26 protein-coding genes are annotated in these 26,073 nt (G+C 68.5%); 12 read left to right on the top strand and 14 right to left on the bottom strand.

The window, feature by feature from the left end; genetic code table 11:
- The first annotated feature begins 93 nt into the window (after positions 1–93).
- The 4 genes from I4Q42_RS07380 (at position 94) to I4Q42_RS07365 (ending at position 5,543) form a co-directional block, all read left to right on the top strand.
- Entirely contained in the window at positions 94–1,896 is a 1,803-nt protein-coding gene (locus I4Q42_RS07380) for a DUF885 domain-containing protein (protein WP_232792936.1), read from the top strand.
- A gap of 300 nt (positions 1,897–2,196) precedes the next feature.
- On the top strand, positions 2,197–3,330 hold the full coding sequence (locus tag I4Q42_RS07375; RefSeq protein ID WP_198575408.1) for an HlyD family secretion protein: 1,134 nt from the start codon (positions 2,197–2,199) through the stop codon (positions 3,328–3,330).
- A 12-nt stretch (positions 3,331–3,342) separates the two neighbouring features.
- Positions 3,343–4,935, top strand: coding sequence for a DHA2 family efflux MFS transporter permease subunit (locus I4Q42_RS07370; protein WP_198575407.1), 1,593 nt, complete (start codon positions 3,343–3,345; stop codon positions 4,933–4,935).
- On the top strand, positions 4,935–5,543 hold the full coding sequence (locus tag I4Q42_RS07365; protein WP_198575406.1) for a TetR/AcrR family transcriptional regulator: 609 nt from the start codon (positions 4,935–4,937) through the stop codon (positions 5,541–5,543). Before I4Q42_RS07370 ends, I4Q42_RS07365 begins: the two co-directional genes overlap by 1 nt.
- Here the strand turns inward: I4Q42_RS07365 and I4Q42_RS07360 are convergent, their stop codons facing one another.
- The 8 genes from I4Q42_RS07360 to I4Q42_RS07325 form a co-directional block, all read right to left on the bottom strand.
- Complete coding sequence (locus I4Q42_RS07360) at positions 5,544–5,861, bottom strand: type II toxin-antitoxin system RelE/ParE family toxin (protein ID WP_198575405.1); 318 nt, start codon at positions 5,859–5,861, stop codon at positions 5,544–5,546.
- The gene (locus I4Q42_RS07355; RefSeq protein ID WP_198575404.1) at positions 5,858–6,091 is read right to left on the bottom strand and encodes a ribbon-helix-helix domain-containing protein; all 234 of its coding nucleotides are present in this window, start codon (positions 6,089–6,091) and stop codon (positions 5,858–5,860) included. Before I4Q42_RS07355 ends, I4Q42_RS07360 begins: the two co-directional genes overlap by 4 nt.
- Positions 6,092–6,180: 89 nt before the next feature.
- Positions 6,181–6,996, bottom strand: coding sequence for an enoyl-ACP reductase FabI (locus tag I4Q42_RS07350; RefSeq protein WP_198575403.1), 816 nt, complete (start codon positions 6,994–6,996; stop codon positions 6,181–6,183).
- 67 nt (positions 6,997–7,063) lie between these two features.
- Positions 7,064–7,978: a phytanoyl-CoA dioxygenase family protein gene (locus tag I4Q42_RS07345; protein WP_198575402.1), complete on the bottom strand. Its 915-nt coding sequence runs from the start codon at positions 7,976–7,978 to the stop codon at positions 7,064–7,066.
- A gap of 34 nt (positions 7,979–8,012) precedes the next feature.
- On the bottom strand, positions 8,013–8,906 hold the full coding sequence (locus I4Q42_RS07340; RefSeq protein ID WP_332873037.1) for a hypothetical protein: 894 nt from the start codon (positions 8,904–8,906) through the stop codon (positions 8,013–8,015).
- Between the two features lie 64 nt (positions 8,907–8,970).
- Entirely contained in the window at positions 8,971–10,185 is a 1,215-nt protein-coding gene (gene fabB / locus I4Q42_RS07335; protein ID WP_198575401.1) for a beta-ketoacyl-ACP synthase I, read from the bottom strand.
- Between the two features lie 68 nt (positions 10,186–10,253).
- Complete coding sequence (fabA, locus tag I4Q42_RS07330; protein WP_198575400.1) at positions 10,254–10,769, bottom strand: 3-hydroxyacyl-[acyl-carrier-protein] dehydratase FabA; 516 nt, start codon at positions 10,767–10,769, stop codon at positions 10,254–10,256.
- Between the two features lie 108 nt (positions 10,770–10,877).
- The gene (locus tag I4Q42_RS07325) at positions 10,878–11,414 is read right to left on the bottom strand and encodes an SH3 domain-containing protein (RefSeq protein WP_198575399.1); all 537 of its coding nucleotides are present in this window, start codon (positions 11,412–11,414) and stop codon (positions 10,878–10,880) included.
- Positions 11,415–11,486: 72 nt separating this feature from the next.
- Between I4Q42_RS07325 and I4Q42_RS07320 the strand changes: the two genes are divergently transcribed.
- Positions 11,487–12,473: a 2-hydroxyacid dehydrogenase gene (locus tag I4Q42_RS07320; RefSeq protein WP_198575398.1), complete on the top strand. Its 987-nt coding sequence runs from the start codon at positions 11,487–11,489 to the stop codon at positions 12,471–12,473.
- 115 nt (positions 12,474–12,588) lie between these two features.
- Positions 12,589–14,613 carry an alpha/beta hydrolase family protein gene (locus I4Q42_RS07315; RefSeq protein WP_198575397.1) on the top strand — a complete coding sequence of 675 codons (2,025 nt, stop codon included), beginning with the start codon at positions 12,589–12,591 and terminating at the stop codon, positions 14,611–14,613.
- Here I4Q42_RS07315 and I4Q42_RS07310 read toward each other — a convergent pair.
- A complete protein-coding gene (locus tag I4Q42_RS07310) occupies positions 14,610–15,359 on the bottom strand; it encodes a HesA/MoeB/ThiF family protein (RefSeq protein WP_198575396.1) in 750 nt (249 codons plus the stop codon). The two genes, I4Q42_RS07315 and I4Q42_RS07310, sit on opposite strands and share 4 nt — an antisense overlap.
- A 6-nt stretch (positions 15,360–15,365) precedes the next feature.
- Between I4Q42_RS07310 and hslV the strand changes: the two genes are divergently transcribed.
- The 6 genes from hslV (at position 15,366) to I4Q42_RS07280 (ending at position 22,241) form a co-directional block, all read left to right on the top strand.
- Positions 15,366–15,965, top strand: coding sequence for an ATP-dependent protease subunit HslV (hslV, locus tag I4Q42_RS07305; RefSeq protein WP_198575395.1), 600 nt, complete (start codon positions 15,366–15,368; stop codon positions 15,963–15,965).
- Positions 15,965–17,263, top strand: a complete 1,299-nt coding sequence (hslU, locus tag I4Q42_RS07300) for an ATP-dependent protease ATPase subunit HslU (protein ID WP_198575394.1) — start codon at positions 15,965–15,967, stop codon at positions 17,261–17,263. Before hslV ends, hslU begins: the two co-directional genes overlap by 1 nt.
- 402 nt (positions 17,264–17,665) lie before the next feature.
- On the top strand, positions 17,666–20,179 hold the full coding sequence (locus I4Q42_RS07295) for an FtsK/SpoIIIE family DNA translocase (RefSeq protein WP_198575393.1): 2,514 nt from the start codon (positions 17,666–17,668) through the stop codon (positions 20,177–20,179).
- A gap of 7 nt (positions 20,180–20,186) precedes the next feature.
- Complete coding sequence (locus I4Q42_RS07290; protein ID WP_198575392.1) at positions 20,187–20,402, top strand: hypothetical protein; 216 nt, start codon at positions 20,187–20,189, stop codon at positions 20,400–20,402.
- Positions 20,403–20,528: 126 nt separating this feature from the next.
- On the top strand, positions 20,529–21,179 hold the full coding sequence (locus tag I4Q42_RS07285; RefSeq protein WP_198575391.1) for an outer-membrane lipoprotein carrier protein LolA: 651 nt from the start codon (positions 20,529–20,531) through the stop codon (positions 21,177–21,179).
- A 255-nt stretch (positions 21,180–21,434) separates the two neighbouring features.
- Positions 21,435–22,241 carry an exodeoxyribonuclease III gene (locus I4Q42_RS07280; protein ID WP_198575390.1) on the top strand — a complete coding sequence of 269 codons (807 nt, stop codon included), beginning with the start codon at positions 21,435–21,437 and terminating at the stop codon, positions 22,239–22,241.
- A gap of 1 nt (position 22,242) precedes the next feature.
- Here the strand turns inward: I4Q42_RS07280 and dnaQ are convergent, their stop codons facing one another.
- From dnaQ to I4Q42_RS07255, 5 genes are read right to left on the bottom strand one after another with little or no spacing between them, the layout of a single operon-like run.
- A complete protein-coding gene (gene dnaQ, locus I4Q42_RS07275; protein ID WP_198575389.1) occupies positions 22,243–22,968 on the bottom strand; it encodes a DNA polymerase III subunit epsilon in 726 nt (241 codons plus the stop codon).
- A gap of 31 nt (positions 22,969–22,999) precedes the next feature.
- On the bottom strand, positions 23,000–23,599 hold the full coding sequence (coaE, locus tag I4Q42_RS07270; protein ID WP_198575388.1) for a dephospho-CoA kinase: 600 nt from the start codon (positions 23,597–23,599) through the stop codon (positions 23,000–23,002).
- Positions 23,596–24,468: a shikimate dehydrogenase gene (gene aroE / locus I4Q42_RS07265; protein ID WP_198575387.1), complete on the bottom strand. Its 873-nt coding sequence runs from the start codon at positions 24,466–24,468 to the stop codon at positions 23,596–23,598. The genes coaE and aroE overlap by 4 nt, the downstream gene beginning before the upstream one ends.
- Positions 24,465–25,064, bottom strand: a complete 600-nt coding sequence (locus I4Q42_RS07260; protein WP_198575386.1) for a Maf family protein — start codon at positions 25,062–25,064, stop codon at positions 24,465–24,467. Before I4Q42_RS07260 ends, aroE begins: the two co-directional genes overlap by 4 nt.
- A complete protein-coding gene (locus tag I4Q42_RS07255) occupies positions 25,061–25,963 on the bottom strand; it encodes a pyruvate, water dikinase regulatory protein (protein ID WP_198575385.1) in 903 nt (300 codons plus the stop codon). The genes I4Q42_RS07260 and I4Q42_RS07255 overlap by 4 nt, the downstream gene beginning before the upstream one ends.
- Positions 25,964–26,073 lie beyond the last annotated feature (110 nt).

The raw sequence follows: 26,073 nt of genomic DNA, 5'->3' as shown, positions 1-26,073 counted from the left end.
CGTCGGCGAATGGCGAAACGGGGGCGTGGCTTGCGTGAGCCCCCGGCGCATGGCTGTCTGCGCGCGTCGCTCGGCGACCTGGGAGGGGAAGACATGCGCAAACTGATGAGCGCGGCCTGCGTGGCCGCCGTGCTGGCCGGAGCGATGACTTCGCCGGTCCTGGCCCAGGCCCAAACCCCGGCCGCCGCCGCGGCGCCCTCCCCCGCTGCTCAGGCCCTGAAGACCCTGATCGACGAGCACTGGGCCTGGTGGCTGAAGGGCTCGCCGCTGCAAGCCACCCTGCTGGGCGTGCGCACCTATGACGACCAGCTGGACGATCCGTCCCTGGCCTTTGCCGACCGCCGCGCCGCCGAAGCGGCCGCCTTCCAGAAGCGCCTGGAGGCCATCCCCGACGCCGGCCTTTCCCAGCCCGACCGGGTCAACAAGGCCATCCTGCACCGGATGCTGGCCGAGCAGGTCGAGGGCAACGGCTTTGGCCAGCGCACCATGCTGTTCTCCAGCATCGGCAGCTGGCACCAGTCTTTCGCCGCCCTGCCCGACATGCTGCCGTTCTTCACCAAGGCCGATTACGACAGCTACCTGACGCGGCTCGACCTCTATCCGGCCTACAACGCCGCCGCGATCGCCACGGTGCGCGACGGACTGAACAAGGGCTACGTCCAGCCCTGCGCGCCGATGAAGGCCTTCGGGGCGACGATCACCGCCTCGATCGCCAAGGATCCGGAGGCCTCGGCCTTCTACAAGCCGTTCAAGGCCAAGAAGCCCTCGACGATCAGCGACGCCGACTGGGCGACCATGCAGGCCCGGGCCAAGGCGGCGATCACCGGCAAGATCAATCCCGCCTACCAGGCGCTGTCGGACTTCTACGAGAAGGACTACGCGCCCAAGTGCCGGACGACCGTCGCCGCCAGCGCCCTGCCCCAGGGTCCGGCCTGGTATGCCTACCAGGTGCGGCTGATGACCACCACGACCCGCACGCCCGACGAGATCCACCAGTTGGGCCTTTCGGAAGTGGCCCGCATCCGCGCCGAGATGGACGAGGTCGCCCGCAAGAGCGGCATCGCCCCGGACCGCAAGGCCTTCATCGACAAGCTGCGCACCGATCCCAAGTACTACGCCAAGACCCCAGGCGAGCTGATGCGCGAGGCGACCTTCCTGGCCAAGACCATCGACGGCTGGATGCCCAAGCTGTTCGGAACCCTGCCCCGCCTGCCCTACACGGTGCGCGAGATCCCCGCCGAGATCGCCGAGGGCAACACCACCGCCTATTACAACGCCGGCTTCGCCAGCACCGGCGCGCCGGGGGTCTATTTCGTCAACACCACCCACCTGGACCAGCGGCCGCTCTACGAGATGCCGGCCCTGACGGTGCACGAGGCCGTGCCCGGCCATCACCACCAGATCGCCCTGCAGCAGGAACTGGACCTGCCGGAGTTCCGCAAGAACGCGGCCTTCTTCACCGCCTTCGTCGAGGGCTGGGGGCTCTATTCCGAGCGCCTGGGCATCGAGATGGGCCTCTACGACACCCCCGAGAAGGACATGGGCCGCCTGTCCTACGAGATGTGGCGCGCCTGCCGGCTGGTGGTCGACACCGGCATCCATTCCAAGGGCTGGACCCGCGACCAGGCCATCGCCTTCATGCTGGAAAACACCGCCCTGACCCGCACCAATATCGAGGCCGAGGTCGACCGCTACATCACCTGGCCCGGCCAGGCCCTGGCCTACAAGCTGGGCGAACTGAAGATCCGCGAGCTGCGGGCCCGGGCCGAGACGGCCCTGGGTCCGAAGTTCGACATCCGCGGCTTCCACGACGCGGTGCTCAAGAACGGCGCCGTGCCGCTGGACGTGCTGGAGGCGCAGGTGGACGCCTGGATCGCGGAGAAGAAGGCGGCCTAAGGATCGGTGGAGCTGCTTTCACCGTAAAATCCCCGCGAAAGCGGGGACCCAGGTGTTTTATCGTCGAGCACCGAGGGTTTCAGAAAAAGCCTGGGTCCCCGCTTTCGCGGGGATTTTACGGATTTGGGCCGGCAAAGCGGCGGCTGCCCGCAACACCCTCTCGATAAACCATGCGGCGCTGCACAATGACACAGCGTTACGCGCTTGATCTTTGGACGAAGTCGTCCATTTATCCCCCGTCGCGTCCGCCTGGCGAATAGTCGCCGCATCCGGACGCCCTCCTTTCTGCAGGATCAGGCCATGGCCGAGGCGAAGAAGAAGAAGCTGGTTCCGCTGCTGGCAGCCGGCGTCGCGGGCGTGGCCATCCTGGTCGGCGGGGTGTTCTGGTACATCGACAAGCAGCGCTTCGAGAGCACCGACAACGCCTTCGTCCAGGCCGACACCGTCTCGGTCAGCCCGCAAGTCACCGGCTACATCGTCCAGGTCCTGGTCGCCGACAACCAGCGGGTCGAGGCCGGTCAGGTGCTGGCCAAGATCGATCCCTCGACCTTCCAGGCCAAGCTCGACCAGGCGATCGCCAACGCCCAGGCCCTGGACGCCGCCATCAAGGGCGTCGAAGACAAGGCCATCCTCGAACAGGCCCTGATCCAGCAGCGCCAGGCGGGCGTGACCAGCGCCCAGGCCGACGCCGGCCGGGCCCGCGCCGACCTGCAGCGCTACGACTCCCTGGCCAAGCAGGGCTGGGTCTCGCAACAGAAGGTCCAGACCGAAGCGGCCGGCGCCAAGCAGTCGGACGCCGCCGTGGCCAGCGCCCAGGCCGCCCTCGAAGCCGAGCGCCGCACCGCCGGCGCGCTGGGCTCGGCCCGCGCCCAGACCATCGCCCAGGCCGCCGCCGCCCACGCCGCCGTCGACCAGGCCCGCCTCGACCTGGAGCGCACCGTGATCCGCGCCCCCGCCGCCGGCGTGGTCGGCGCCCGCAGCGTGCGTCCGGGCCAGTTGGTGCAGCCGGGCACGTCGCTGATGTCGGTGGTGCCGCTGGGCCAGAGCTTCGTGGTCGCCAACTTCAAGGAGACCCAGGTCTCGCGCCTGCGCGTCGGCCAGCCGGTCGAGATCAAGGCCGACGCCTTCGGCAAGCAGAAGATCCTCGGCAAGGTCGACAGCTTCGCCCCGGCCACCGGCCAGGAGTTCGCCCTGATCCCGGTCGAGAACGCCGTCGGCAACTTCACCAAGATCACTCAGCGCCTGCCGGTGAAGATCGTCGTCGACCGCAGCCAGCTGGGCGCGGCGCTGCGCCCCGGCCTGTCGGTCGAGGTCAAGGTCGACGTCCGCGACCGCTCGGGTCCGTCCTTCGCGGAAGCCGCCCAAACCAGCGCGACGGGCGCCGGCCCGGAGGTCGCCCGCCAGGAGGCCCCCAAACCAACGCAGACCCGTTAAGGGCGCGCCGTCGTGACCGACGCCGCCCTCCCCGCTTCCGCCAAGCCCGCCGCCAAACCGGCGGCCGAGGTCGACTGGACCAAGCTGTTCCTCGGCTTCGGGGCCATGGTCATCGGCCAGTTCATGGCCATCCTCGACATCCAGATCGTGGCCGCCTCGCTGCCGCAGATCCAGGCCGGCGTCGGGGCCAGCGCCGACCAGGTCAGCTGGATCCAGACCGCCTACCTGATCCCCGAGGTCGTGATGATCCCGCTGTCGGGATATCTGTCGCGGCTGTGGGGCACCCAGCGGGTCTACATGGCCTCGTGCCTGGGCTTCATCCTGATGAGCGTCGCGACGGGCCTGTCCTCGTCGATCGACATGATGATCCTGACGCGGGCCCTGCAGGGCTTCATCGGCGGGGCGATGATCCCGACGGTGTTCGCCGTGGCCTTCACCGCCTTCCCGCCCGAGCGCCGGATCACCGCCAGCGTCATCATGGGCCTGATCGTCACCCTGGCCCCCACCGTCGGCCCGACCCTGGGCGGCCACCTGACCGAGTGGCTGTCCTGGCGCTGGTTGTTCTTCATCAACGTCCCGCCCGGGATTCTGGTGCTGTTCGCGGTCGCCAAGTGGGGCGACTTCGACAAGGGCGATCCCAGCCTCGCCAAGGGCTTCGACTGGACGGGTCTGGGCTTCATGGCCGCCTTCCTGATGAGCATGCAGTACGTGCTCGAGGAAGGCGCCAAGGAAAGCTGGTTCGAGGACGACCTGATCCTGGGCCTGACCGTCGTCACCGTGGTCACCGGCGTGGTCTTCATCTGGCGGCAGCTGACCTACAAGAACCCGATCGTCGAGCTGAAGGCCTTCGCCAACCGCAACTTCAGCATCGGCGTGATGATGACCGCGATCTCGGGCGCCAGCCTGTTCGGCGGCACCTTCCTGCTGCCGCAGTTTCTCAGCCGCGTGCGAGGCTATTCGGCCTCGGAAGTGGGCACGACGATGGTCGTTTCAGGCCTGTCGATGTTCGCCACCGGACCGATCGCCGGCCGCATCGTGCGCAAGGTCGATCCGCGCATCCCGATGTGCATCGGCTTCCTGCTGGCCGGCTGGGGCATGTACATGGCCCATGGCGTGACCAAAAACTGGGGTTTCTGGGAATTCGCCGGGGTCCAGGCTTGTCGCGGCGTCGGGGTCATGATCGCGATGATCGCCACCCAGCAGATCACGATGAGCACCCTGCCCCAGCACATGGTCAAGAACGCCTCCGGCCTCGTGAACCTGTCGCGCAACACCGGCGGCGCCATCGGCCTGGCGTTGCTGGCCACCAGCATCACCCAGCAGACCGCCCTCTACTTCAACGACATGTCGTCCAAGGTGATGGCCGGCGGCGAGACCTCGTCGATGATGGCCGGCCTGGCCGCGCGCATGCAGCAGCTGGGCGTCACCGATCCCGAGGGCGCGGCCCGCAAGGCGATCAGCCAGATGCTGACCCAGCAGTCGACCGTGATGGCCTTCGGCGACAGCTTCACCCTGCTGGCCTACGGCTGCTTCGTGGCCTCGGTGGTCAGCCTGCTTGCCGCCCCGCCCAAGGTGCTGCCGCCCCCGCCATCGGACGCCCACTGATGCCCAGGATCGCCGGACAGATCGACGTCGCCAAGACCGAAGCCATCCTCGACGCCGCCGTCGAGGTGATCGGCCAGCGCGGCCTCTCGGCCCCCATGGAGGAGATCGCCCGCCGCGCGGGGGTCTCCAAGCAGACGGTCTACAACCACTACGGCTCCAAGGCCGAGCTGGTGAAGGCCCTGATGGCCCGCCGCGTGGCCCGCATCACCGCCCCGCTCAACGAGCCCGGCGCCGAGGAGAACCCGCAGGCGGCGCTGGAAGGCTTCGCCCGCTCAATGCTCGAGACGGTGATCACCACCAACGGCTATTCCGTGCTGCGGGTGATCATCCAGGGCGCGGGCGAGATGCCGGACGTCGCCAACGAGGTGTTCGAGTCGGGCCCCCGCCAGACCCGCCGACAGCTGGCGGCGTTCCTGGAGACCGAGACCAGGCTCGGCCGCCTGGCCGTCGACGACGCCGAACAGGCCGCCGAGTTCTTCGCCGGCATGGTCCTGGGCCACAGCCAGCTGCGCGCCCTGCTCCGCCTGCCATCGGACCGCACGGCCGCGGAATTCAACGCCCTGGCCGCCGCCGCCGCGGCGCGGTTCATGCGGGCCTACGCGCCTTAGCTACCGCCGCATCCAGGCAGGTATGTCCTGTCTGGTATGAAGCACGCGCCAGACCTCGATTTTATCGGACTGCTCGACATAAAGCACTAGGTACGGATAGCGCCTGAGCGGCCAGGTCCGAAGACCCGGCCACTTCAGTTCGTGGGCATAGCGTGGCGATCCCGCCGCCGGCCGAGCGGCGATGACTCGATAGCCGTTCTGCAGAGCGTCAACGAAACCGACGGCGACGGACGATCCCGCTTCCCGCAAATACCATTCGAACGCCGCGTTGATATCGGCTCTGGCCTTGACGGTAGGGACGACCGATTTGGCGGTCACTGGCCTCTTATGGCCCTGGCGCGCAGTTCATCGAAATAAGCATCATCGGCAGGGGGGCCGAGAGGCGATTGAGCGCCTTCAAGCACCTTTGCTCTGAGGGTCTCTCGATCCTGCTCACGACGGATCAGTTCGCGCACATAATCGGCCTCGCCTTCATAGCCTTGGGCGGAAGCCTGCTCCTCGACAAAGGCCTGGAGCGTCTCGGGTAGAGCGATGTTCAGCGTGCTCATGCCCAGTACGCTAACACTGTCGACGCCCACGAAAAAGCCCGGCGGATCGCTCCGCCGGGCTTGGTTCGTTCAGCCGAGGCCAAAGGCGATCAGCCCTCGGCTTCGTCGGGCATGCCCATCATGTGGAAGCCCGCGTCGACGTGGACGACTTCGCCCGTGGTCGAGCGGCCCAGGTCCGAGACCAGCCACAGGGCGGCGCCGGCGACGCCTTCCATCGAGGTGTCTTCCTTCATGGCGCTGAAGGCGCGGCCCTGGGCGATCATGCCGCGGCCGCCGGCGATGCCTGCGAGCGCGAGCGTGCGCATGGCGCCGGCCGAGATGGCGTTGCAGCGGATGCCCTTGGGGCCGAGGTCCCGGGCGATGTAGCGGGTCGCCGCTTCCAGGGCGGCCTTGGCCACGCCCATGGTGTTGTAGTTCGGGATGGTCCGCTCCGACCCCAGATAGGTCATGGTGATCAGCGAGCCGCCGTTCGGCATGATCTTGGCGGCGCGCTTGGCCACGTCGACGAAGCTGAAGGCCGAGATGTTCAGGGCCGTCAGGAAGCCCTCGCGGGTGGTGTTGTCGACGAACGAGCCCTTCAGCTCGTCCTTGTTGGCGAAGGCCACCGAGTGGACGACGAAGTCGATGGTCCCGAACTTCTCTTCGATCGCCGCGAAGGCCGCGTCCATTGAGGCGTCGTCGGTGACGTCGGCCGGGATCAGGGTGTTGACGCCGATGCTCTCGGCCAGCGGGCGCACGCGGCGCTCCAGCGCTTCGCCCTGGTAGGTGAAGGCCATCTCGGCGCCCTGGGCGGCCAGCTGGCTGGCGATGCCCCAGGCGATCGAGTTGTGGTTGGCCACGCCCATGACGAGGCCCTTCTTGCCCGCCATCAGCTCGCCCTTGGGGAATGCGTAATCGTCGGCCATGGGTCGGCGCTCCTTGATCTTTGGCCGCTGGTTAGCAGTCCCGTCGCGGCGACGGAACCCCGGCCCCCTAGAAACGCGGCGTGCGGCGGGTCAGGCGATGGAGGATGGCGGCGGCGAACTGCTTGGCGGGAACGCTCACCGGACGGCCCGCGCGACGCGGCCAGCGCCAGCCGCCGGTGGCGATGTCGGCCGGCAGGCGGCGGGCCTGGCGGGTCTTCGTCGACAGCATCGGCGTGTAGTAGACGCAGTCGTCGAAATAGTAGTGCAGCACCAGCGAGCGCCGCGTGGAGGCCGGATCGAGCATCTTCGAGCCGCCATGCGCCAGGTTGGCCGCCCACACCGCGATCTGGCCCTTCTTCAGCATCGCCAGGCCAGGCTTCAGGCCGGCCTCGTCCAGCCGTCGCAGGATCGCTGGCCCGTAGAGGTCATTGTAGTTGGCGGGCGTCGTCGCGCCGTCGATCGCGCCGGCCTCGGCCATGCCCAGCACCGGCAGGCGGTGGCTGCCGGGATAATAGACCAGCGGCCCGGACTCCGGCCGCACGTCCTCCAGCGCCAGCCAGACCCCGCACATGAAGCCGGCCGGCTCGGCGTGGAAGTGCAGGGTGTCGGCATGGACGTCCTGCTGGCTGCCGCGATGGAAGTTCAGGCTCTGGAACGGGAAGGGCGTACGGCCATAGGCCAGGGCCAGGCGGGCCAGGATCTCCGGATGGGTCGCCACCGCGCGGATGGCCTCGGACCGCCGCCAGGCGTCGTGCACCCGGGTGATGCCGGGCGCGAAGTGGTGGGCGACCTCGGCTTCGATGCGTTCGCAAAGCCCGATCAGGTCGTCGCCCAGGTCGATGATCGCCAGGCCGTCGCGGGCCAGGTCGCGGGCGAAGGCCTTGTGCGCCTCGGGCGCGCCGGACGCCGCCAGGCGCTCCTCCAGGCGATCGGAGTCGATCCAGGGAATCTCGGGTCGAAGCGTGGCGGGCTCGGCGGGCATGCGGTCTACGAAAGCTGCACTGTCGGGAAAGCGATCAATCGAGGATCGACCATAGGTGGTCAAGCATCCGCTGTCGCACGGCGTGATGGTCCAGGTGGTGATCGCGCCCGGCGGCCGGGCCCTGCCAGGCCCGATCGACCACGTCGCCGTCGCCCAACCAGGGCGCGAAGTCGTCGCCCCAGGCGAAGCCCTCGGCCTCGACCGCCGCCCTCAGGCGCACATTGACGGCCGCATGCAGGGCGGTGCGCCGGGCGAGATCCGGAATCTCCAGCCGGCCCAGGGCGGCGGCAAGATCGGCGTGGTCCGCCGGCCCGTGGACGTCGACGAGGTGGGCGTTCAGATAGCCTTCGCGCCAGGCCGCGTCCGACAGGGTCGGCGGGAACAGCGACATCACCCGCACCCGGGACCGCGCGACCGGCGGCACGGCGTCGGTCAGGAACTCAAGATAGCGTTCGATCGTCCGGTCGGCGAAGGCCGCGAACTCGGCCGGATCGAAGGCGTCCGGCCCGCCGGCCAGGCGCTTGAAGACGTGGACGAACTCGACGTCGATCTGGCCGAACTTGACCAGCACGGGCACGTCGAGGGCCAGCAGGCGGGCGAGGGCGGCCCGCACCCGAGGCCCGGCCCCGGAGCGGCCGTCGCCCGGCAGGCCGCGCGCCGAGGCGCCGGTCTCCAGGCTCCAGACAGGCAGCAGCCAGCGCCCTCGGCGGCGACTGCGGCGGCAGAGCAGCCGGCCATGGCTGTCGCCGATCACGCCATAGGGCACGGCGCCCGTGTCGATCAGGGCCGGCAGTCGATGTTCGAGACGGGAAGCGGGCAGGGCGGCCGCGCGGCAAAGCTCGGCCCAGGCGCCGTCCAGCGGCCGGAGGGCCCCGATGGGCGCGCCGCCGATCAGGCTGATCGCGGCCGTCGCGGCGCCGTCGGACACCGCGTCCGACCACAGCCGGCCGGCGCCGCCGCGGATCCAGTCGATCGCGGCGGCCCGGACCAGGTCAGTCGGCCTGGCCGAAGATCAGCGTGCCGTTGGTGCCGCCGAAGCCGAAGCTGTTGGACATCACCGTGTCCAGCGGCTTGTCCGACCGCTCGCGCAGGATCGGCAGGTCGGCGAACTCGGGATCGAGGTTCTCGATGTGGGCGCTCTCGGCGGCGAAGCCGTTCTTCAGCATCAGGATGCTGTAGATCGCCTCCTGGGCGCCGGCCGCGCCGAGGCTGTGGCCGGTCAGCGACTTGGTCGACGAGATCAGCGGCGCCTTGTCGCCGAACACCTCGCGCACCGCGCCCATCTCCTTGCTGTCGCCGACCGGCGTCGAGGTGCCGTGCGGGTTCAGGTAGTCGATGGTGCGGCCGCCGGTCTGGGCCATGGCCAGCTTCATGCAGCGGGCCGCGCCTTCGCCGGACGGGGCGACCATGTCGTAGCCGTCGGAATTGGCGGCGTAGCCGATCAGCTCGCCATAGATCTTGGCCCCGCGCGCCTTGGCGTGCTCGTATTCCTCGAGCACCACGATGCCGGCGCCGCCGGCGATCACGAAGCCGTCGCGGTCCTTGTCGTAGGCGCGGCTGGCCACGGACGGGCGGTCGTTGAAGTTGCTGCTCATGGCGCCCATGGCGTCGAACAGGTTCGACAGGGTCCAGTCCAGCTCCTCGCAGCCGCCGGCGAAGACGATGTCCTGCTTGCCCAGCTGGATCTGCTCGGCGCCCGCGCCGATGCAGTGGGCGCTGGTCGCGCAGGCCGAGCTGATCGAATAGTTGATCCCCCGGATCTTGAACCAGGTCGACAGCACCGCCGACGGACCCGAGCTCATGGCCTTGGGCACCGCGAACGGACCGATCCGCTTGGGACCGCGCTCCTTGGTCGTGGCCGCGGCCTCGACGATGACGCGGGTGGACGGACCGCCCGACCCTACGATCAGGCCCGTGCGCTCGTTGGAGACGTCGGTCTCCCCGAGGCCGGAATCGGCGATCGCCTGCTCCATGGCGATGTGGGCGTAGGCCGTGCCGGGCGCGAGGAAACGCGCCGCGCGACGGTCGACCAGACCTTCCCACTCGATCTGGGGCGCGGCGTGAACCTGGCAGCGGAAGCCGAGCTCGGCATATTCCGGTGCGGTCACCACGCCGGACTTAGCCTCGCGCAGCGAAGCCAGCACCTCGTTGGCGTTGTTGCCGATGGACGAGACGATGCCCAGTCCCGTGACGACGACGCGACGCATATCAGTACCTCTTTCTCCCCGATCCGCCGGAGCCGGCTCCTTGCAGAACGGCCGGCTAGCCGGTTGGATCAACCCGCCATCTGTTCGGCCGTGAACAGGCCGACCTTGAGGTCTTTGGTTTCGTAGATCACTTTTCCGTCGGCTTCCATGACGCCGTCGGCGATGCCCATGACCAGCTTACGCATGATCACACGCTTCAGGTCGATCTTGTAGACGACCTTCTTGATGTTCGGCGTCACCTGGCCGGTGAACTTCACTTCGCCGACGCCCAGGGCGCGGCCGCGGCCGGGGGCCCCCGACCAGCCGAGGAAGAAGCCGACCAGCTGCCACAGGGCGTCCAGGCCCAGGCAGCCGGGCATGACCGGGTCCCCGATGAAGTGGCAGCCGAAGAACCAGAGGTCCGGATTGATGTCGAACTCGGCTTCGATATAGCCCTTGCCGTGCGCGCCGCCGTCGGCCTCGATGCGGACGATGCGATCGAACATCAGCATCGGCGGCACAGGCAGCTGGGCGTTGCCGGGTCCGAACAACTCGCCCCGGCCGCAGGCCAGGAGCTCTTCGAAGGTGTAGGCGCTCTTTTGCATGCGAACGCCCCTAGCACGGCGCCGGGGCGGGCCTCAATGTTACATTCTGCGACAATGAGTGAAGACGGCTCACTGAAGCGAGCATTGGAAGGCGAAGACGCGGTCGAGTCAGCGGGCTTCGGGACACTGGATCGCCTCGTTGGCGCCCCAGAATTCGGTTTCCGGGGCCCAGCCGGACTCCCCGTCAGCCTTCAGCCGGCACCAGCCCTTTTCGCACTTGTCGAGCGTGGCGATCGAACGGCCGCGCAGATAGGCGCTGATCCGCGATTCCGGCTTGGGCGAGGCGCGCAGGGGCAGGGGGCTGTCCTGCACCCGGATGGCCGTACGGCGGCCGTCGGTGGTGCGCTTGTGCACCCAGGCCAGGCCTCCTTCCGGATCGCAGATCCGCCGCCACTCGCGGGTTTCGGCCACCACCTGCACCGGCAGGCCCTTGGCCTTGTAGATCCACAACAGCTTGTGATCCTCGTCCGGGCCCTGGCGCGCATTGACCTCGCCGTACTTGAGCACGACGTAGCGGGGCACCGGCAGACCCGACGGGGTGGTGGTCGGCGGCTGGGCGAGCGCGGCGCCCGCGCCCAGCGCCGCGGCCACCGCGAGCAAGCCGCCAAAACCACCAAGCGAACGATGTTTGCTTTTCACCGGCATGTTGCTTGGCCGCTTCCGGCCCCTTTGCTACAGATTTGGAACGCCCGTCAGGGAAGGCTTTTCAGACCCCCCATGCCCGTTCGCAAGCTCAAAGTCGTCGTCACGCGCAAGCTGCCCGATCCCGTCGAGACGCGGATGTGCGAGCTGTTCGACACCGAACTGAACCTGTCCGACAAGCCCCTGACCGCCGACGAGCTGGTCGAGGCGATGGGACGGGCCGATGTTCTGGTGCCGACTATCACCGACCGCATCGACTCGCGCCTTCTGTCGCGATCCGGCGAGCGGCTCAAGCTGATCTCCAATTTCGGGGCCGGGGTCGACAATATCGACGTCGCCACGGCCAACGCCCGCGGCATCATCGTCACCAATACGCCCGGCGTCCTGACCGAAGACACCGCCGACCTGACCATGACCCTGATCATGGCCGCCGCGCGCCGCGTGGTCGAGGGGGCCGAGGTGGTCAAGGCCGGCGACTTCCACGGCTGGTCGCCGACCTGGATGCTGGGCCGACGCCTGTGGGGCAAGCGCCTGGGCATCGTCGGCATGGGCCGCATCGGCCAGGCGGTCGCTCGCCGGGCCAAGGCCTTCGGCATGCAGGTGCACTATCACAACCGCAAGCCCGTCAGCCCGCGCATCGCCGAGGAGCTGGGCTGCACCTACTGGGAAAGCCTCGACCAGATGCTGGCCCGGATGGACATCATCTCGATCAACTGCCCGCACACGCCCGCCACCTACCACCTGCTGTCGGCCCGGCGCCTGAAGCTGCTGCGGCCGCACGCCATCGTCGTCAACACCGCCCGCGGCGAGGTGATAGACGAGGGGGCCCTGGCCAACATGCTGGCCCGGGGCGACATCGCCGGCGCGGGCCTCGACGTCTACGAGCACGAGCCGGCGATCAATCCCAAGCTGCTCAAGCTGCCCAATGTCGTGCTGCTGCCGCACATGGGTTCGGCCACGGTCGAGGGCCGCATCGACATGGGCGAGAAGGTCATCGTCAACGTGAAGACCTTCATGGACGGCCACCGTCCGCCCGACCGCGTCATCCCGGCGATGCTGTAGGCGAGGGCGCCGGCGCATCTTGCAATTGCAAAACCGCCGAAAACTCGCGACTGTTCGACAGTGCGCGACCGCCTGGGTCGCGCGGGTATCGTAACGCGACCGGGGGGCCGCATCCTTGCTTACTCGACGTTTGGTCATCGCGGCCGCCTCGACGGCGCCGCTGTTCATCCATGACGCCTTCGCCGCGGACGGCGACAAGAACGACAAGGCGGCCATCGTCCCGCCCAGCATCGACGAACTGCTGAAGGGCGCCGAGGTCCTCGACACCGCCCTCTCGCCGGACGGCTCGCGGGTGGCGATCCTGATCGAGCGGCTGGTCAAGGAAAAGACCGAGGCCCTGGTGGTGTTCTACGACACCTCCGGCAAGGGCGACGTCGCCAAGCCCGTGCGGCTGGGCCAGATGCAGGTCGAGCAGGTCGAGTGGGCCAACGAGGACCGGCTGCTGATCTGGACCCGGATGGAGAAGGACCCCAAGGGCCGGCCCACCGGCATGGACTTCTACGGCGAGTTCATCCCGATCCCCGTGCGGCGCCTCGTGGCCATCGGCGCCGACGGCGCGGACGCGGTCGTGCTGTTCAACAATCAGAAGGGCGTGCTCAAGCGGCAGTTCAATCTGGCCAATGTCGTCGATCGCATGAACACCGATCCCCGGCGCATCCTGATGCAGATCTGGGACGTGAAGACCGAGTGCGAGACGCTCTATCTCGTCGACGTCTATTCGGGCGAGGCGGTGTTCTACGAGCGCGGCTCGACCTTCACCGACGGCTGGGACACCCAGAACGGCGTGCCGGTGATCCGCTACGATTCCAATTCGCGCGGCACGGTGGTCAGCGTCTATGCGCGCGCCCCGGGCGAGAAGGACTGGAAGCTCTATCGCAAGGTCCGCCGCAACGAGCTGAAGAAGCTGCCGGACCTGGACTTCGTGGCCCCGACGCCCGAGCCCGGCGTGCTGCTGATGCTGACCACCGACGAAGGCGCCGACATGCCGACCATCCGGCGGTTCGACACCAAGTCGATGCAGGTGGGAGAGGTGTTCTCGCAGGACGCCCAGCGGCCGATCGACGGCGTATTCTTCGACGAGGCCTACAACGCGCTGAGCGTGTCCAGCGTCGACGACCGCACCAACCATCGCTTCCTCGATCCCAAGCTGGCCGCCCACTACAAGGGCCTGAACAACTACTTCGGCAACGAGTGCAACGTGCGGCCGTTCGACGTCAGCCGCGACCACAAGCGCTTCATCTTCCACGTCAGCGGCCCGCGCCATCCGGGCGCCTTCTGGCTGTACGACGTCGAGAAGAAGGACCTGGAGCTACTGGGCGAAAGCCGTCCCTGGCTGAGCCCCGAGCGCCTGGCGCCGATGAAGACGCTGAAGGTCAAGACCCGCGACGGCCAGACGATCACCGCCTACCTGTCGACGCCGGTCATCGCCTCGGACAAGCCGCGACCGATGGTGGTGTTGCCGCACGGCGGCCCCGAGGTGCGCGACACCCTCGACTTCGACCTCTTCGTCCAGACCTTCGCGGCCCAGGGCTGGCTGGTGCTGCAGCCCAACTTCCGCGGCTCGGGCGGCTACGGCAAGGCCTTCGCCGACAGCGGCCGCAAGCATTGGGGCGACCTGATGCAGGAGGACGTCGAGGACGCCATCGCCCAGGTCATCGCCTCGGGCGCGGCCGATCCCAACAAGATCGCCATCTGCGGCGCCAGCTACGGCGGCTACGCGGCCCTGATGGGCGCGGTGCGCAAGCCTGAGCTCTACAAGGCCGTGGTGGCCATCGCCGGCGACGCCGACCTGGTCGAGACCCTGGCCTTCTCACGCTCGGAAGACGGGGCGGACTCCGACACCTACGCCTACTGGGTCAAGACGATCGGCGATCCCAAGACCGACAAGGCCAAGCTCATCGCCGCCTCGCCGTCGGAGCGCGCCGCCGAGATCAAGGCCCCGGTGCTGCTGATCCACGGCACCGAGGACACCATTGTCACGCCCAAGCAGTCGAAGATCATGGCCAAGGCCCTGAAGGCGGCCGGCAAGCCGTACGAACTGGTCGAGATGAAGGGCGTCGGCCACCGCGACTGGTCGGACGACAACTGGAAGATGCTGCTGACCAAGTCGGTCGAGCACATCCGCAAGGGGTTCGCCTAGCCCTTGGAGGATGGGCCGCAGCTCGGGCAGGCGGGATCCGCGCCGATCCGCACCGTGCGAGTCTCGGCCGCCAGGGCGTCGTAGATCAGCAGGCGCCCGGCCAGGGGCTGGCCGGCGCCGGTGATCACCTTCACCGCCTCCAGGGCCATCATCGAGCCGATCACGCCCGCCAGCGCCCCGACCACGCCCACCAGGGCGCAGGTCTCGGCGTCGGGCGGGATCTCGGGCACCAGGCAGCGATAGCAGGGCTGGCCGTGGAACACCCCGACCTGGCCGGTCCAGCGGCCCAGGGCCCCGCTGACCAGGGTCTTGCCCTCGGCCAAGCAGGCGTCGCTGACGGCGAAGCGGGTGGAAAAATCGTCGGTGCCGTCGAGCACGATGTCGTAGCCGCGCACAATCTCGCGGGCGTTGGCCCCGTCCAGCCAGACGGGGTGGGGCACGACCGTCACGTTCGGATTGAGCGCCGTCAGGTGATCGGCGGCGGCCTCGACCTTGGGCCGGCCGACATCGGCCTCGGCATAGAGCACCTGGCGCTGCAGGTTCGACAGCGACACCGCGTCGGCGTCCGCCAGACCGATCATGCCCACGCCGGCGGCGGCCAGATAGAGGGCGGCGGGCGCGCCCAGGCCGCCGGCGCCGACCAGCAGCACCCTGGCCGCCTTCAGCTTCTGCTGGCCCGGTCCGCCGATCTCGCGCAGCACCAGATGGCGGGCGTAGCGCTCGACCTCGCCTTGCGAAAAGCTCATGGCAGCTTGACCCTCCAGGCCGGCCTCGCCACATGCGAAGCCATGCAAAGCTCGAATTCGTTTCCCGACTGGCACGGCACGACCATCCTCGCGGTGCGCAAGAACGGCCAGACCGTGATCGCCGGCGACGGACAGGTCTCCATGGGGCCAACCGTCGTCAAGGGCAACGCCCGCAAGGTCCGTCCCCTGGCCGGCGGCGCGGTCATCGCCGGTTTCGCCGGCGCCACCGCCGACGCCTTCACCCTGATCGAGCGGCTGGAAGCCAAGCTCGAACAATATCCCAACCAGCTGGCCCGGGCCTGCGTGGATCTCGCCAAGGACTGGCGCACCGACCGCTACCTGCGCCGGCTCGAGGCCATGCTGCTCGTGGCCGACAAGGACGCCATCTACACCGTCACCGGCGTCGGCGACGTGCTGGAGCCGGGCGAAAGCGCGGGCGGCGGCGCGGTCGCGGCCATCGGCTCGGGCGGCAACTACGCCCTGGCCGCGGCCAAGGCCCTGATCGACCAGGACCTCACCGCCGAGGAGATCGCCCGCAAGGCGATGGCCATCGCCGCCGAGATCTGCGTCTACACCAACGGCAATCTCACGGTGGAGAGCCTCTGATGACCGAGTTCTCCCCCCGCGAAATCGTCTCCGAACTGGATCGCTTCATCGTCGGCCACGCCGAGGCCAAGCGCGCCGTGGCCGTGGCCCTGCGCAACCGCTGGCGTCGCCGCCGCACGCCGGCCGACCTGCAGGACGAGATCACGCCCAAGAACATCCTGCTGATCGGCCCCACGGGCGTCGGCAAGACCGAGATCGCCCGTCGCCTGGCCCGCCTGGCCCAGGCCCCGTTCCTGAAGGTCGAGGCCACCAAGTTCACAGAGGTCGGCTATGTCGGCCGCGACGTCGACCAGATCGTCCGTGACCTGGTCGAAAGCGCTCTCGGCATGGTTCGCGACAAGCGCCGGGCCGGCGTGAAGGCGAAAGCCGAAGCGGCCGCCGAGGACCGCATTCTCGATTCCCTGACCGGCCCCGGCGCCACGGCCGCCCGCGACAGCTTCCGCAAGAAGCTTCGGGCTGGCGAGCTGGACGACAAGGAAATCGAGCTGCAACTGGCCGACAACGGCGGTGGCGGCATGTTCGAGATCCCCGGCCAGCCCGGCGCCTCGGTGCTGAACCTCGGCGAGATGATGAAGTCGTTCGGCGGCGGCGGCCGCACCAAGACCTACAAGACCACGGTCTCGGGCGCCTGGGCCCCGCTGATCGCCGAGGAGAGCGACAAGCTGCTCGACCAGGAGGCCCTCACCCAAGAGGCCCTGGCCCTGGCCGAGAACCACGGCATCGTCTTCCTCGACGAGATCGACAAGGTGGCCAGCTCCTCGCAGCGCTCGGGCGCCGACGTCAGCCGGGAAGGGGTCCAACGTGATCTTCTGCCGCTGATCGAGGGCACGACGGTGTCGACCAAGTACGGGCCGGTGAAGACCGACCACATCCTGTTCATCGCCTCGGGCGCCTTCCACGTGGCCAAGCCGTCGGACCTGCTGCCCGAACTGCAGGGCCGCCTGCCGATCCGCGTGGAGCTGAAGGGCCTCACCCGCGATGACCTGCGCCGCATCCTCACCGAACCGGAAGCCAACCTGCTGCGCCAGCACCAAGCCCTGATGGCCACCGAGGGCCTGACGCTGGTGTTCACCGACGAGGCCATCGACGCCCTGGCCGACGCGGCCGTAGCCGTGAACGGCTCGGTCGAGAACATCGGCGCCCGCCGGTTGCAGACGATCCTGGAAAAGGTGGTCGAGGAGATCAGCTTCACCGCCGCCGACCGCGGCGGCGAGACCGTGACCATCGACGCGGCCTACGTGAAGGAGCGGGTAGGGGCCCTGGCGGCCAACGCCGATCTGAGCCGGTATATTCTTTAAGTCCCACTTTTGAATCCCTCTCCCCTTGCGGGAGAGGGTGGCCTGCGAAGCAGGTCGGGTGAGGGGTCTCTCAGAAATCCAAGCCGCAAGCGGCGGCCAGGCGGGTGCGGAGTCTCAGGTTTGAGAGACCCCTCATCCGTCGACCTTCGGTCGCCACCTTCTCCCGCAAGGGGAGAAGGATCAACAGAGACGAAGAAAGGCCCGGGCGTCGCCGTCCGGGCCTGAAATCAGAGGGGACTTACTAGGGGATACGAGGGTGAAATGCGCGCGGCCGCGCGTTCGTTCCACAACCCCTGCGACACTAAGTCTTCGTTCGTAAACCGCGCCGACGGCCTGGCTCGGTAAACGGCTCTTAACCAAACCGGCCCACAAGATGCGCTCCATACGACTTTGGAGCGGTTCATGGCGCGAGTGGCGCGGCGATCGAATTTGGAGCTGGTCTGGGAGGCGATCCGCTACGGCTGGGCGCAGCCGTGGACGGCCCGATTCCGCGGTGGCGTGCTGGCCGTGCTCGGCGCGGGCCTGCTGCTGTCGCTGGCCACCTACGACGCGGCCGACCCCAGCTTCAACGCCGTCAGCAGCGCCCCGGCGACTAACGCTCTGGGCGGCGCCGGCGCGATGATCGCCGACGTGGTCGTGCAATCCCTCGGCCTGGCCGGCTGGATCGCGGCGATCATGATGCTGGTGTTCGGCCTGGCCCGCACCGCCCAGCCCGATCCGGACGCCCACCGCAAGGAACTGCGCGTGCGAGCCGGCGTCGGCGTTCTGGGCCTGCTGGCCCTGGCCGGCTTCCTGACCGTGCTGGCGCCGCCGGCCGTCTGGCCGCTGGCCAAGGGCCTGGGCGGCTTCTGGGGCGACGGCCTCCTGAACCTGTTCGGCGGCCTGTTCGGCTTCGCCCACATTCCCGGCGCGCGGATCGTCGCCGCCCTGCTGCTGCTCGTCGGCGCCCTGCTCGGCGTCGGCTACGCCCTGGGCGTGCGCCGCGTCGATCCCGAAAGCATCATCAGCCTGATCGCCCGCCTGACCGCGCCGCGCGAACGCGCCCCCCGTCCCATGGACAGGCAGGCCGAGCCGGAACCCGTCCGCGCCCCGCGCGCCAAGGCCGCCGCCCGCCGTCCGGTGCGCGACGCCATCGACGCCATCGACGACCAGCCGGCTCCCTCGCCCCGCCGCAACGCCCGCGCCCCTGCGCCGGCCGACGACGAAACCGACATTCCGGTGGCCCCCCAACCCGCGCCCCGCGCCGCCAAGGCCGCCCGCGCCGCTCCGCCGCCGGTGGACGACGAAGACGATTTCGCGCCCAGCTTCGACGCCCGTCCCCTGGCCATCCGCCAGCCCAAGGCCCCGGCCGCCACCAGCGGCCGCGAGCTGCGCGAGCAGCAGAAGACCTTCGACTTCGAAGAGGACGAAGACGGCTTCCAGCTGCCGGAACTGGCCATGCTGGCCAAGTCCAAGCCGCGCTCGTCGGAATTCGATGAAGGCGCCCTGCGCCAGAACGCCCGCCTGCTGGAAAGCGTGCTGGCCGAGTTCGGGGTCAAGGGCCAGATCGACCAGATCCGCCCCGGCCCCGTGGTCACCATGTACGAGCTGGTGCCGGCCCCGGGCGTCAAGACCGCCCGCGTCGTTGCTCTTGCGGACGACATCGCCCGCTCGATGAGCGTGATCTCGTGCCGCGTGGCCGTGGCCCAGGGCCGCAACGCCATCGGCATCGAGATGCCCAACTCGCGTCGCGAGACCGTCTATCTGCGCGACCTGCTGTCGAGCGCCGACTACGACAAGGCCAGCTCGATCCTGCCCATGGCGCTGGGCGAAACCATCGGCGGCGAGCCCTACATCGCCGACCTGGCCAAGATGCCCCACCTGCTGATCGCCGGCACCACCGGCTCGGGCAAGTCGGTCGGCGTCAACGCCATGATCCTGTCGATCCTCTACAAGCTGCCGCCCGAGAAGTGCCGCTTCATCATGATCGACCCGAAGATGCTGGAACTGTCGGTCTATGACGGCATCCCGCACCTCCTGGCCCCGGTCGTGACCGACCCGAAGAAGGCTGTCGTGGCGCTGAAGTGGACCGTCCGCGAGATGGAGGACCGCTATCGCCGGATGTCCAAGATCGGCGTGCGCAACATCGGCGGCTACAACGAGAAGGCCAACGAGGCCCTCGAAAAGGGCGAGCACTTCGAGCGGACCGTGCAGACCGGCTTCGACGACGCCGGCCGCCCGATCTACGAGACCGAGCAGATCCGCCCCGAGGCCATGCCCTATCTGGTCGTGGTGATCGACGAGGTCGCCGACCTGATGATGGTGGCGGGCAAGGACATCGAAGGCGCCGTCCAGCGCCTGGCCCAGATGGCCCGCGCCGCCGGCATCCACCTGATCATGGCGACGCAACGCCCGTCGGTCGACGTCATCACCGGCACCATCAAGGCCAACTTCCCGACCCGGATCAGCTTCCAGGTCACCTCCAAGATCGACGCCCGCACCATTCTGGGCGAGCAGGGCGCCGAGCAGCTGCTGGGCCAGGGCGACATGCTCTACATGGCCGGCGGCGGCCGCATCACCCGTCTGCACGGCCCGTTCGTCAGCGACGGCGAAGTCGAGCAGGTCGCCAAGTTCCTGCGCGACCAGGGCATCCCCCAATATCTGGAGGAGGTCACGGCCGGCGGCGACGAGGAGCAGGAAGAGGCCATCGAGGGCGCCTTCGCCGGCGAGGGCGGGGCCAACGACCTCTACGACCACGCCGTGGCCGTGGTCACCCGCGACCGCAAGGCCTCGACCAGCTACATCCAGCGCCGCCTGCAGATCGGCTACAACCGCGCCGCCTCGCTGATGGAGCGGATGGAAAAGGAAGGCGTCGTCGGCGCCGCCAACCACGCCGGCAAGCGCGAGATCCTCGCGCCGCCTCCGCCGGCGCTCTAAGGCGCCCTTGCCCAAATACGCCTTCCGCTTCGACGTCGGTCATCGGAAATTCCGAGCCCTCGGGACTCTGGCCTTTCGCGACGACGCCGAAGCGATCGCAGCCTTTGCGGCCTTGGATGCCGAGGGGATGGCCGCTGAACTCTGGCGTCCTGACCGCAAGCGCGTTCTGGCGACCAAGCTGGCGAACGGTACGACCATCGTGGTCGATCAAGCGAAACCATGAGCTCCGCCAGGGGTTCTGCATCGACCCCAACCTGAACGGCCCTTCATCGCGGCGCCGGAAAACGGCCGCGCCATGGCCTTTCCCGCGACGCGCGCACAGGGCAAAGGTTGAGTTGAAGGAGTTCGCATGACGCAGACCAACCCGACCCGCCGTTTCCTGATCGCCGCCGCCGGCGCGGGCCTGTCGGCCGCCGCGATCGGCGCGCCCGCTTTCGCCCAGGCGCTTTCGGCCGAGGACAAGGCCCTGATCGCCAAGGCCACGGCCTATATCCAGGGCCTGACCAACGCCAAGGGCCGCTTCGTCCAGACCGATCCGCGCGGCGTGACCACCCAAGGCACGCTGTGGCTGCAGCGTCCGGGCAAGGCCCGCTTCGAATATGACGGCCCGGGCGGCCTGCTGGTCGTCAGCAACGGCAACAACGTCAACATCTTCGACAGCCGCCTGAAGACCTTCGAGAGCTACCCGCTCAGCCGCACGCCGCTGGCGCTGTTGCTGGCGCGCGAGGTGCGCCTGGATCGCGGCGTGAAGATCACCGGCGTGCGCAAGCTGTCCGACGGTTTCACCATCGTCGCCCAGGACGCCCGTCGCCAGACCCTTGGCCGGCTGGAGCTGAACTTCAGCAATGGCCCGGAACTGATCGGCTGGACCATCAGCGACGTGAAGGGCGGCCAGACCCGTGTGCGCCTGGCGGATCTGGAAAAGGTCGGCGCGATCGATCCCAAGCTGTTCGTCCTGACCGATCCGCGCCGCCGCGTCGGCAAGCAGGCCACCGGTTGAGCGCTCGCGCTTGGCGTCGTCGTTTTGTGACATTCTCACAACATGCAAGCGCCAAGCACTTTTCCTCTTGAACTTAAAATTTCGCCGTGGCACTTTTACCACGCATGGCGATGAGCGCCCGACCCGCTCTTCGCAAACCGTGCCGGATCTATCCCCTCCCGGCGGCGGCATGAGAGACCTGACTTTCGCCCGGACGCCCCTCGCGTCCGGGCGTTTTTCTTTTCGGCGACCATAAAAGCGGGGTAGGGGAGCGGCATGCGCCTCCGTATCGCCACCTGGAACGTCAATTCCGTCCGCCTGCGCGCCGAACAGGCCGCCCGCTTCGTCGACGAGCAGGCGCCCGACGTCCTGTGCATGCAGGAGATCAAGTGCCAGGAGGGCGAGTTTCCGCGCGAGGCCTTCGAGGCCATGGGCCTGCCGCACCTGAAGATCGCCGGCCAGAAGGGCTGGCACGGGGTGGCCATCGCCTCGCGCCTGCCGTTCGAGGACGTTCCGACCCTGATGAACTGCCGCGAGGGCCACGCCCGCTGCGTGGCGGTCAAGGTGGCCGGGGTCGACATCCAGAACTTCTACATCCCGGCCGGCGGCGACACGCCCGACCGGGTCGGCAACCCGAAATTCGACCACAAGCTGGATTTCTACGAGACCCTGACCGCCGCCCTGAAGAAGCGCGATCCCAAGGCCCCGCTGATCGTCACCGGCGACCTGAACATCGCCCCGGGCGAAAACGACGTCTGGAGCCATCGCCAGATGCTGAAGGTGGTCAGCCATACCCCAGCCGAGCTCGAAGCCTTCGACGCGATGATCAAGTCGATGGACCTCTTGGACCTGCCGCGCCTGGCCGTGCCCGAGCCGGAAAAGCTGTTTTCCTGGTGGAGCTACCGCGCGGCCGACTTCCGCAAATCCAACCGCGGCCTGCGTCTGGATCACATCCTGGCCAGCCCCGGCCTGCGCGACGCGGCGATCGTCGACGGCAAGGTCTCGGCCAAGGTGCACGACACCGTGCGCGAGTGGGAACGCCCCAGCGACCACGCCCCGGTGACGGCGGATTTGAAGGTCTAGCCTATTCCGCCGCCGGCGGCGCCAGCTCCGGCAGGTCGAACTTCAGCCAGACAGCCTTGTCCTTCAGGGTCGACTTGACCCAGTCGGCATGCACCGCGCGCTCGGCGTCGGTCGAGCGGAAGGGCAGGGGGCGCGGGCGGGCGCCGTAGCCGCCGGCGCGGGCGGCGCTGACGGCGTTTACCGCCACGGCATGGGTCAGCTCGAGCGCACGTTCCTTGCCGCCCTGCAGTTCGAGATAGACCTCGGCCAGCAGGTGCGAGTCGATCAGCGCCCCGTGCTTGTCGCGGCTGTCGAGGCTGATCTTGAAGCGTTTGCAGAGCGCGTCGAGCGAGTTGTACATGCCCGGGAAGCGCTTCTTGGCCATGGCCAGGGTGTCGATCCAGCGCTCTTCCGGCAGCGGCGCGCGGCCGCACTTTTCCAGCTCGAAATTGACGAAGCTGCGGTCGAACGCGGCATTGTGGGCGACCACGACGCTGTCGCCGACGAACTCCAGGAACTTGTCGGCGATCTCGTGGAACTTCGGCTTGCCGGTCAGGAAGGCGGCCGACAGGCCGTGCACCTTCTCGGCCTCGGCCGGCATGTCGCGCAGCGGGTCGCAATATTCGTGGAACGAGCGGCCGGTGGGCATGAAGTCCACCACCTCGATGCAGCCGATTTCGACCAGGCGGTCGCCCGTCTTCGGATCGAAGCCGGTGGTTTCGGTGTCGAGGATGATTTCCCGGGCCATGACCTTTCAATGGGCCGGTTCGAGTCGCGCATCAAGCGTGGGCGGAGGTTCTCAACAGGGTCAGGATGTCGCGCACCTGGTCCTCGGCGGCCGCCAGGCCCTGGCCCGTATCGATGACGAAGTCGGCGCGCGCGCGCTTTTCGGCGTCGGGCAGCTGGCGGGCCAGGATGGCGTCGAGCTTTTCGGCGGTCATGCCCGGCCGGGCCAGCACCCGCTGGCGCTGCACCTCGGCCGGCGCCGAGACCACCACGACCTTGTGCACGTGCTTCTGCCCGCCGGTCTCGTAGAGCAGGGGCACGTCGAGCACGACGATCTGGTGGCCCTCGTTGGCGGCCTTCTCGAAAAAGCCGATGCGATGGGCTCCGACCAGCGGGTGGACGATGGCCTCCAGCTTCTCCAGCGCCTGCGGATCGCCGACCACCTGAGCGCTCAGCCGCGCCCGATCGATCGCGCCGTCGACGACCACGCCCGGAAACGCCGCCTCGACCGGCGCCACGGCCGCGCCGCCGGCCGTATACAGGGCATGCACCGCGGCGTCGGAATCGTAGACCGGCGCGCCCTGGGCCTCGAACATCTTTGCGGTCGTCGACTTGCCCATGCCGATGGAACCGGTGAGGCCGAGGATGATCACTTGCTGATCCCCAGATGCGCCAGGGCGATGGCGCGCACGTCCACGTCGGCCGGCGGCGCCTGCCCGAAGAAGGCCTCGAACGACGGCACGGCCTGCAGCAGCAGCATCTCCAGCCCGTCCACGGTGCGCCGGCCGGCGGCTTCGGCCCGCGCCAGGAACTCGGTGCGCAGCGGCTTGTAGACCATGTCCATCACCACGCAGCCTTTCGGCGTCAGGGAAAGATCCGCCGCCGGACCGTCGCCGCCGCCCAGCCCGAGGGAGGTGGCGTTGATGACCAGGTCGGCGGTCGCCAGAAGAGCCGGAAGCTCGGCCTCGCCATGGGCGGTGGCCACATCCCCCAGGGCGTCGGCGATCGCCTGGGCCTTTTCGACCGTGCGATTGACGATCCGCACCTCGCGCGCCTGCTCCAGAAGCAACGCCGCCGCCGCGCCTCGGGCCGCGCCGCCGGCCCCGAGGATCACCGCCGAACAGCCGGCGATGGCGAGGTCCGGCGCCTGGGCGGCGATCGCGCCGAGCATGCCGGGACCATCGGTATTGTCGGCGGTGATCGTCCCGTCCGCGTGGAAGCGCAGCAGGTTGGCCGCGCCGGCTAGGCGGGCTAGGTCGCTGGCGGTGTCGGCGCAGGCCAGGGCCCGTTCCTTGAAGGGAATGGTGACGTTCAGCCCCCGGATCACCCCGCCGCGAAAGCCGTTCACGAAGGCCTCGAAGCGGTCTTCCGCCGGCCCCATCGGCACATAGGCGCCGTCGATCCCGGCCCCCGCCAACCAGGCGTTGTGCAGGATCGGGCTCATCGAATGGATGATCGGCTGGCCGCAGACGCCGGCCACCAGGGCTGCGCCGGTAATGGCCTGGCCGTGTTGAGAACTCATGCCTGAAGCGCTCCGTGCAGGCGCAGGAAATCGAGCAGGCCGGTCATCGGCAGCCCGAGAATGGCGAAATAGTCGCCGTCTATACGGTCGAACATCTGCAGGCCTTCGCCCTCGAGCATGTAGCAACCGACAGACGACAGGATCTGCTCGCCGTTGCGCTCCAGATAGCCGTCGAGCCAGGCGTCGCTGAACGGCCGCACCGACAGTTTCGCCGTCTCGACCACGCGCCAGATCGGCTGGCCGTCGCGGGCGACGACGACGCCGGAATGCAGCTTGTGGACCTCGCCGCGCAGTTCCAGCAGCCGGGCGCGGGCCGCCTCGATCGTGTCGACCTTGTCGAACAGAGCGCCCTTCAGCTCCAGGGTCTGGTCCGAGCCGATCACCAGGCCCGAGCGCTTGCCCGAAACCTTGACCGCCTTCGTCTGCGCCAAGGCGTCGGCGACGTCGCGCGGCGTGACCTCCTCGGCCAGCAGCCCGGCCTTGGCGGCATCCTCGTCGACGCCCGAAGCCACGGCCTCGAACGGCACGCCGGCGTTCTTGAGGATCGTCTGACGCGTCCAGCTGGTGGAGGCCAGGGTGATCGGAGGCGCGCTCATCCCAGCACCTCGACCTGGCCGCGGCCGCCCGACAGCAGGTTGATGATCGCCGCCGCCGTCTCTTCCACCGACCGGCGGGTGACGTCGATGATCGGCCAGCCGTTCTTCTCGAACAGCCGGCGGGCGGCGATGATCTCGGCCCGCACGCTGTCGGTGTCGATATAGTCGCTCTCGCGGTTCTCCTTGAGGGACAGCAGGCGGTTGCGACGGATCTGGATCAGCCGCTCAGGGCTGGTCATCAGGCCGACGATCAGGGTGTTCTTCAGCTCGAACAGCTGGTCGGGGGGCGGGCGGCCCGGCACCAGCGGCACATTGGCGGCCCGCACGCCGCGATGGGCCAGATAGATGCAGGTCGGGGTCTTGGACGTGCGCGACACCCCCACCAGGATGACGTCGGCCTGGGTCAGATCCTGGCCGCCCTGGCCGTCGTCGTGGGCGATGGCGTAGTCCAGCGCCTCGATGCGGTCGAAATAATCGTTGTTCAGCGCGTGTTGCGCGCCCACCCGCGTCGAGATCTTGGCCCCCAGATAGCGCGACATGGCGCTGACCACCGGATCCAGGGCGGCGATGCACGGCATGTCGAGCTTGCGGCAGCCTTCCTCCAGCGCCGCCCGCAGGTTGGGGTCGATGATGGTGTGCATCACCACGCCCGGCGCGCCGGCGATCTCTTCCAGCGCCCGGTCCAACTGACGGGTGGAACGAACAAGCGCGTAGATGTGTTCGATGGGCAGGATGTCGGTGAAACGGGCGCAAACCGCGCGCGCCATGGCGTTGAGCGTCTCGCCCGTGGAGTCCGACACCAGGTGGATGTGGAAGTAGGTGGCGAACCGCGCGGTGTGGCGATCGGCCTCAGCCGAGGCGCCTTCCTGTGGATCGTCCGTTAAAGATTGCTTTACCACTCTGGGCGCCCCCTGGGGACAAGCGGGCGCCAAATGCGCCTCGTCGCGACCTTGCGCCGCGCCCCTGTGATAAACGGCCTCATTGACGCCGGACAATCCCCAGCTTGAAC

This window comes from Caulobacter hibisci (assembly GCF_016135805.1).
Classification (GTDB): Bacteria; Pseudomonadota; Alphaproteobacteria; order Caulobacterales; family Caulobacteraceae; genus Caulobacter; species Caulobacter hibisci.
This window is presented reverse-complemented; position numbering and strand designations above follow the sequence as displayed.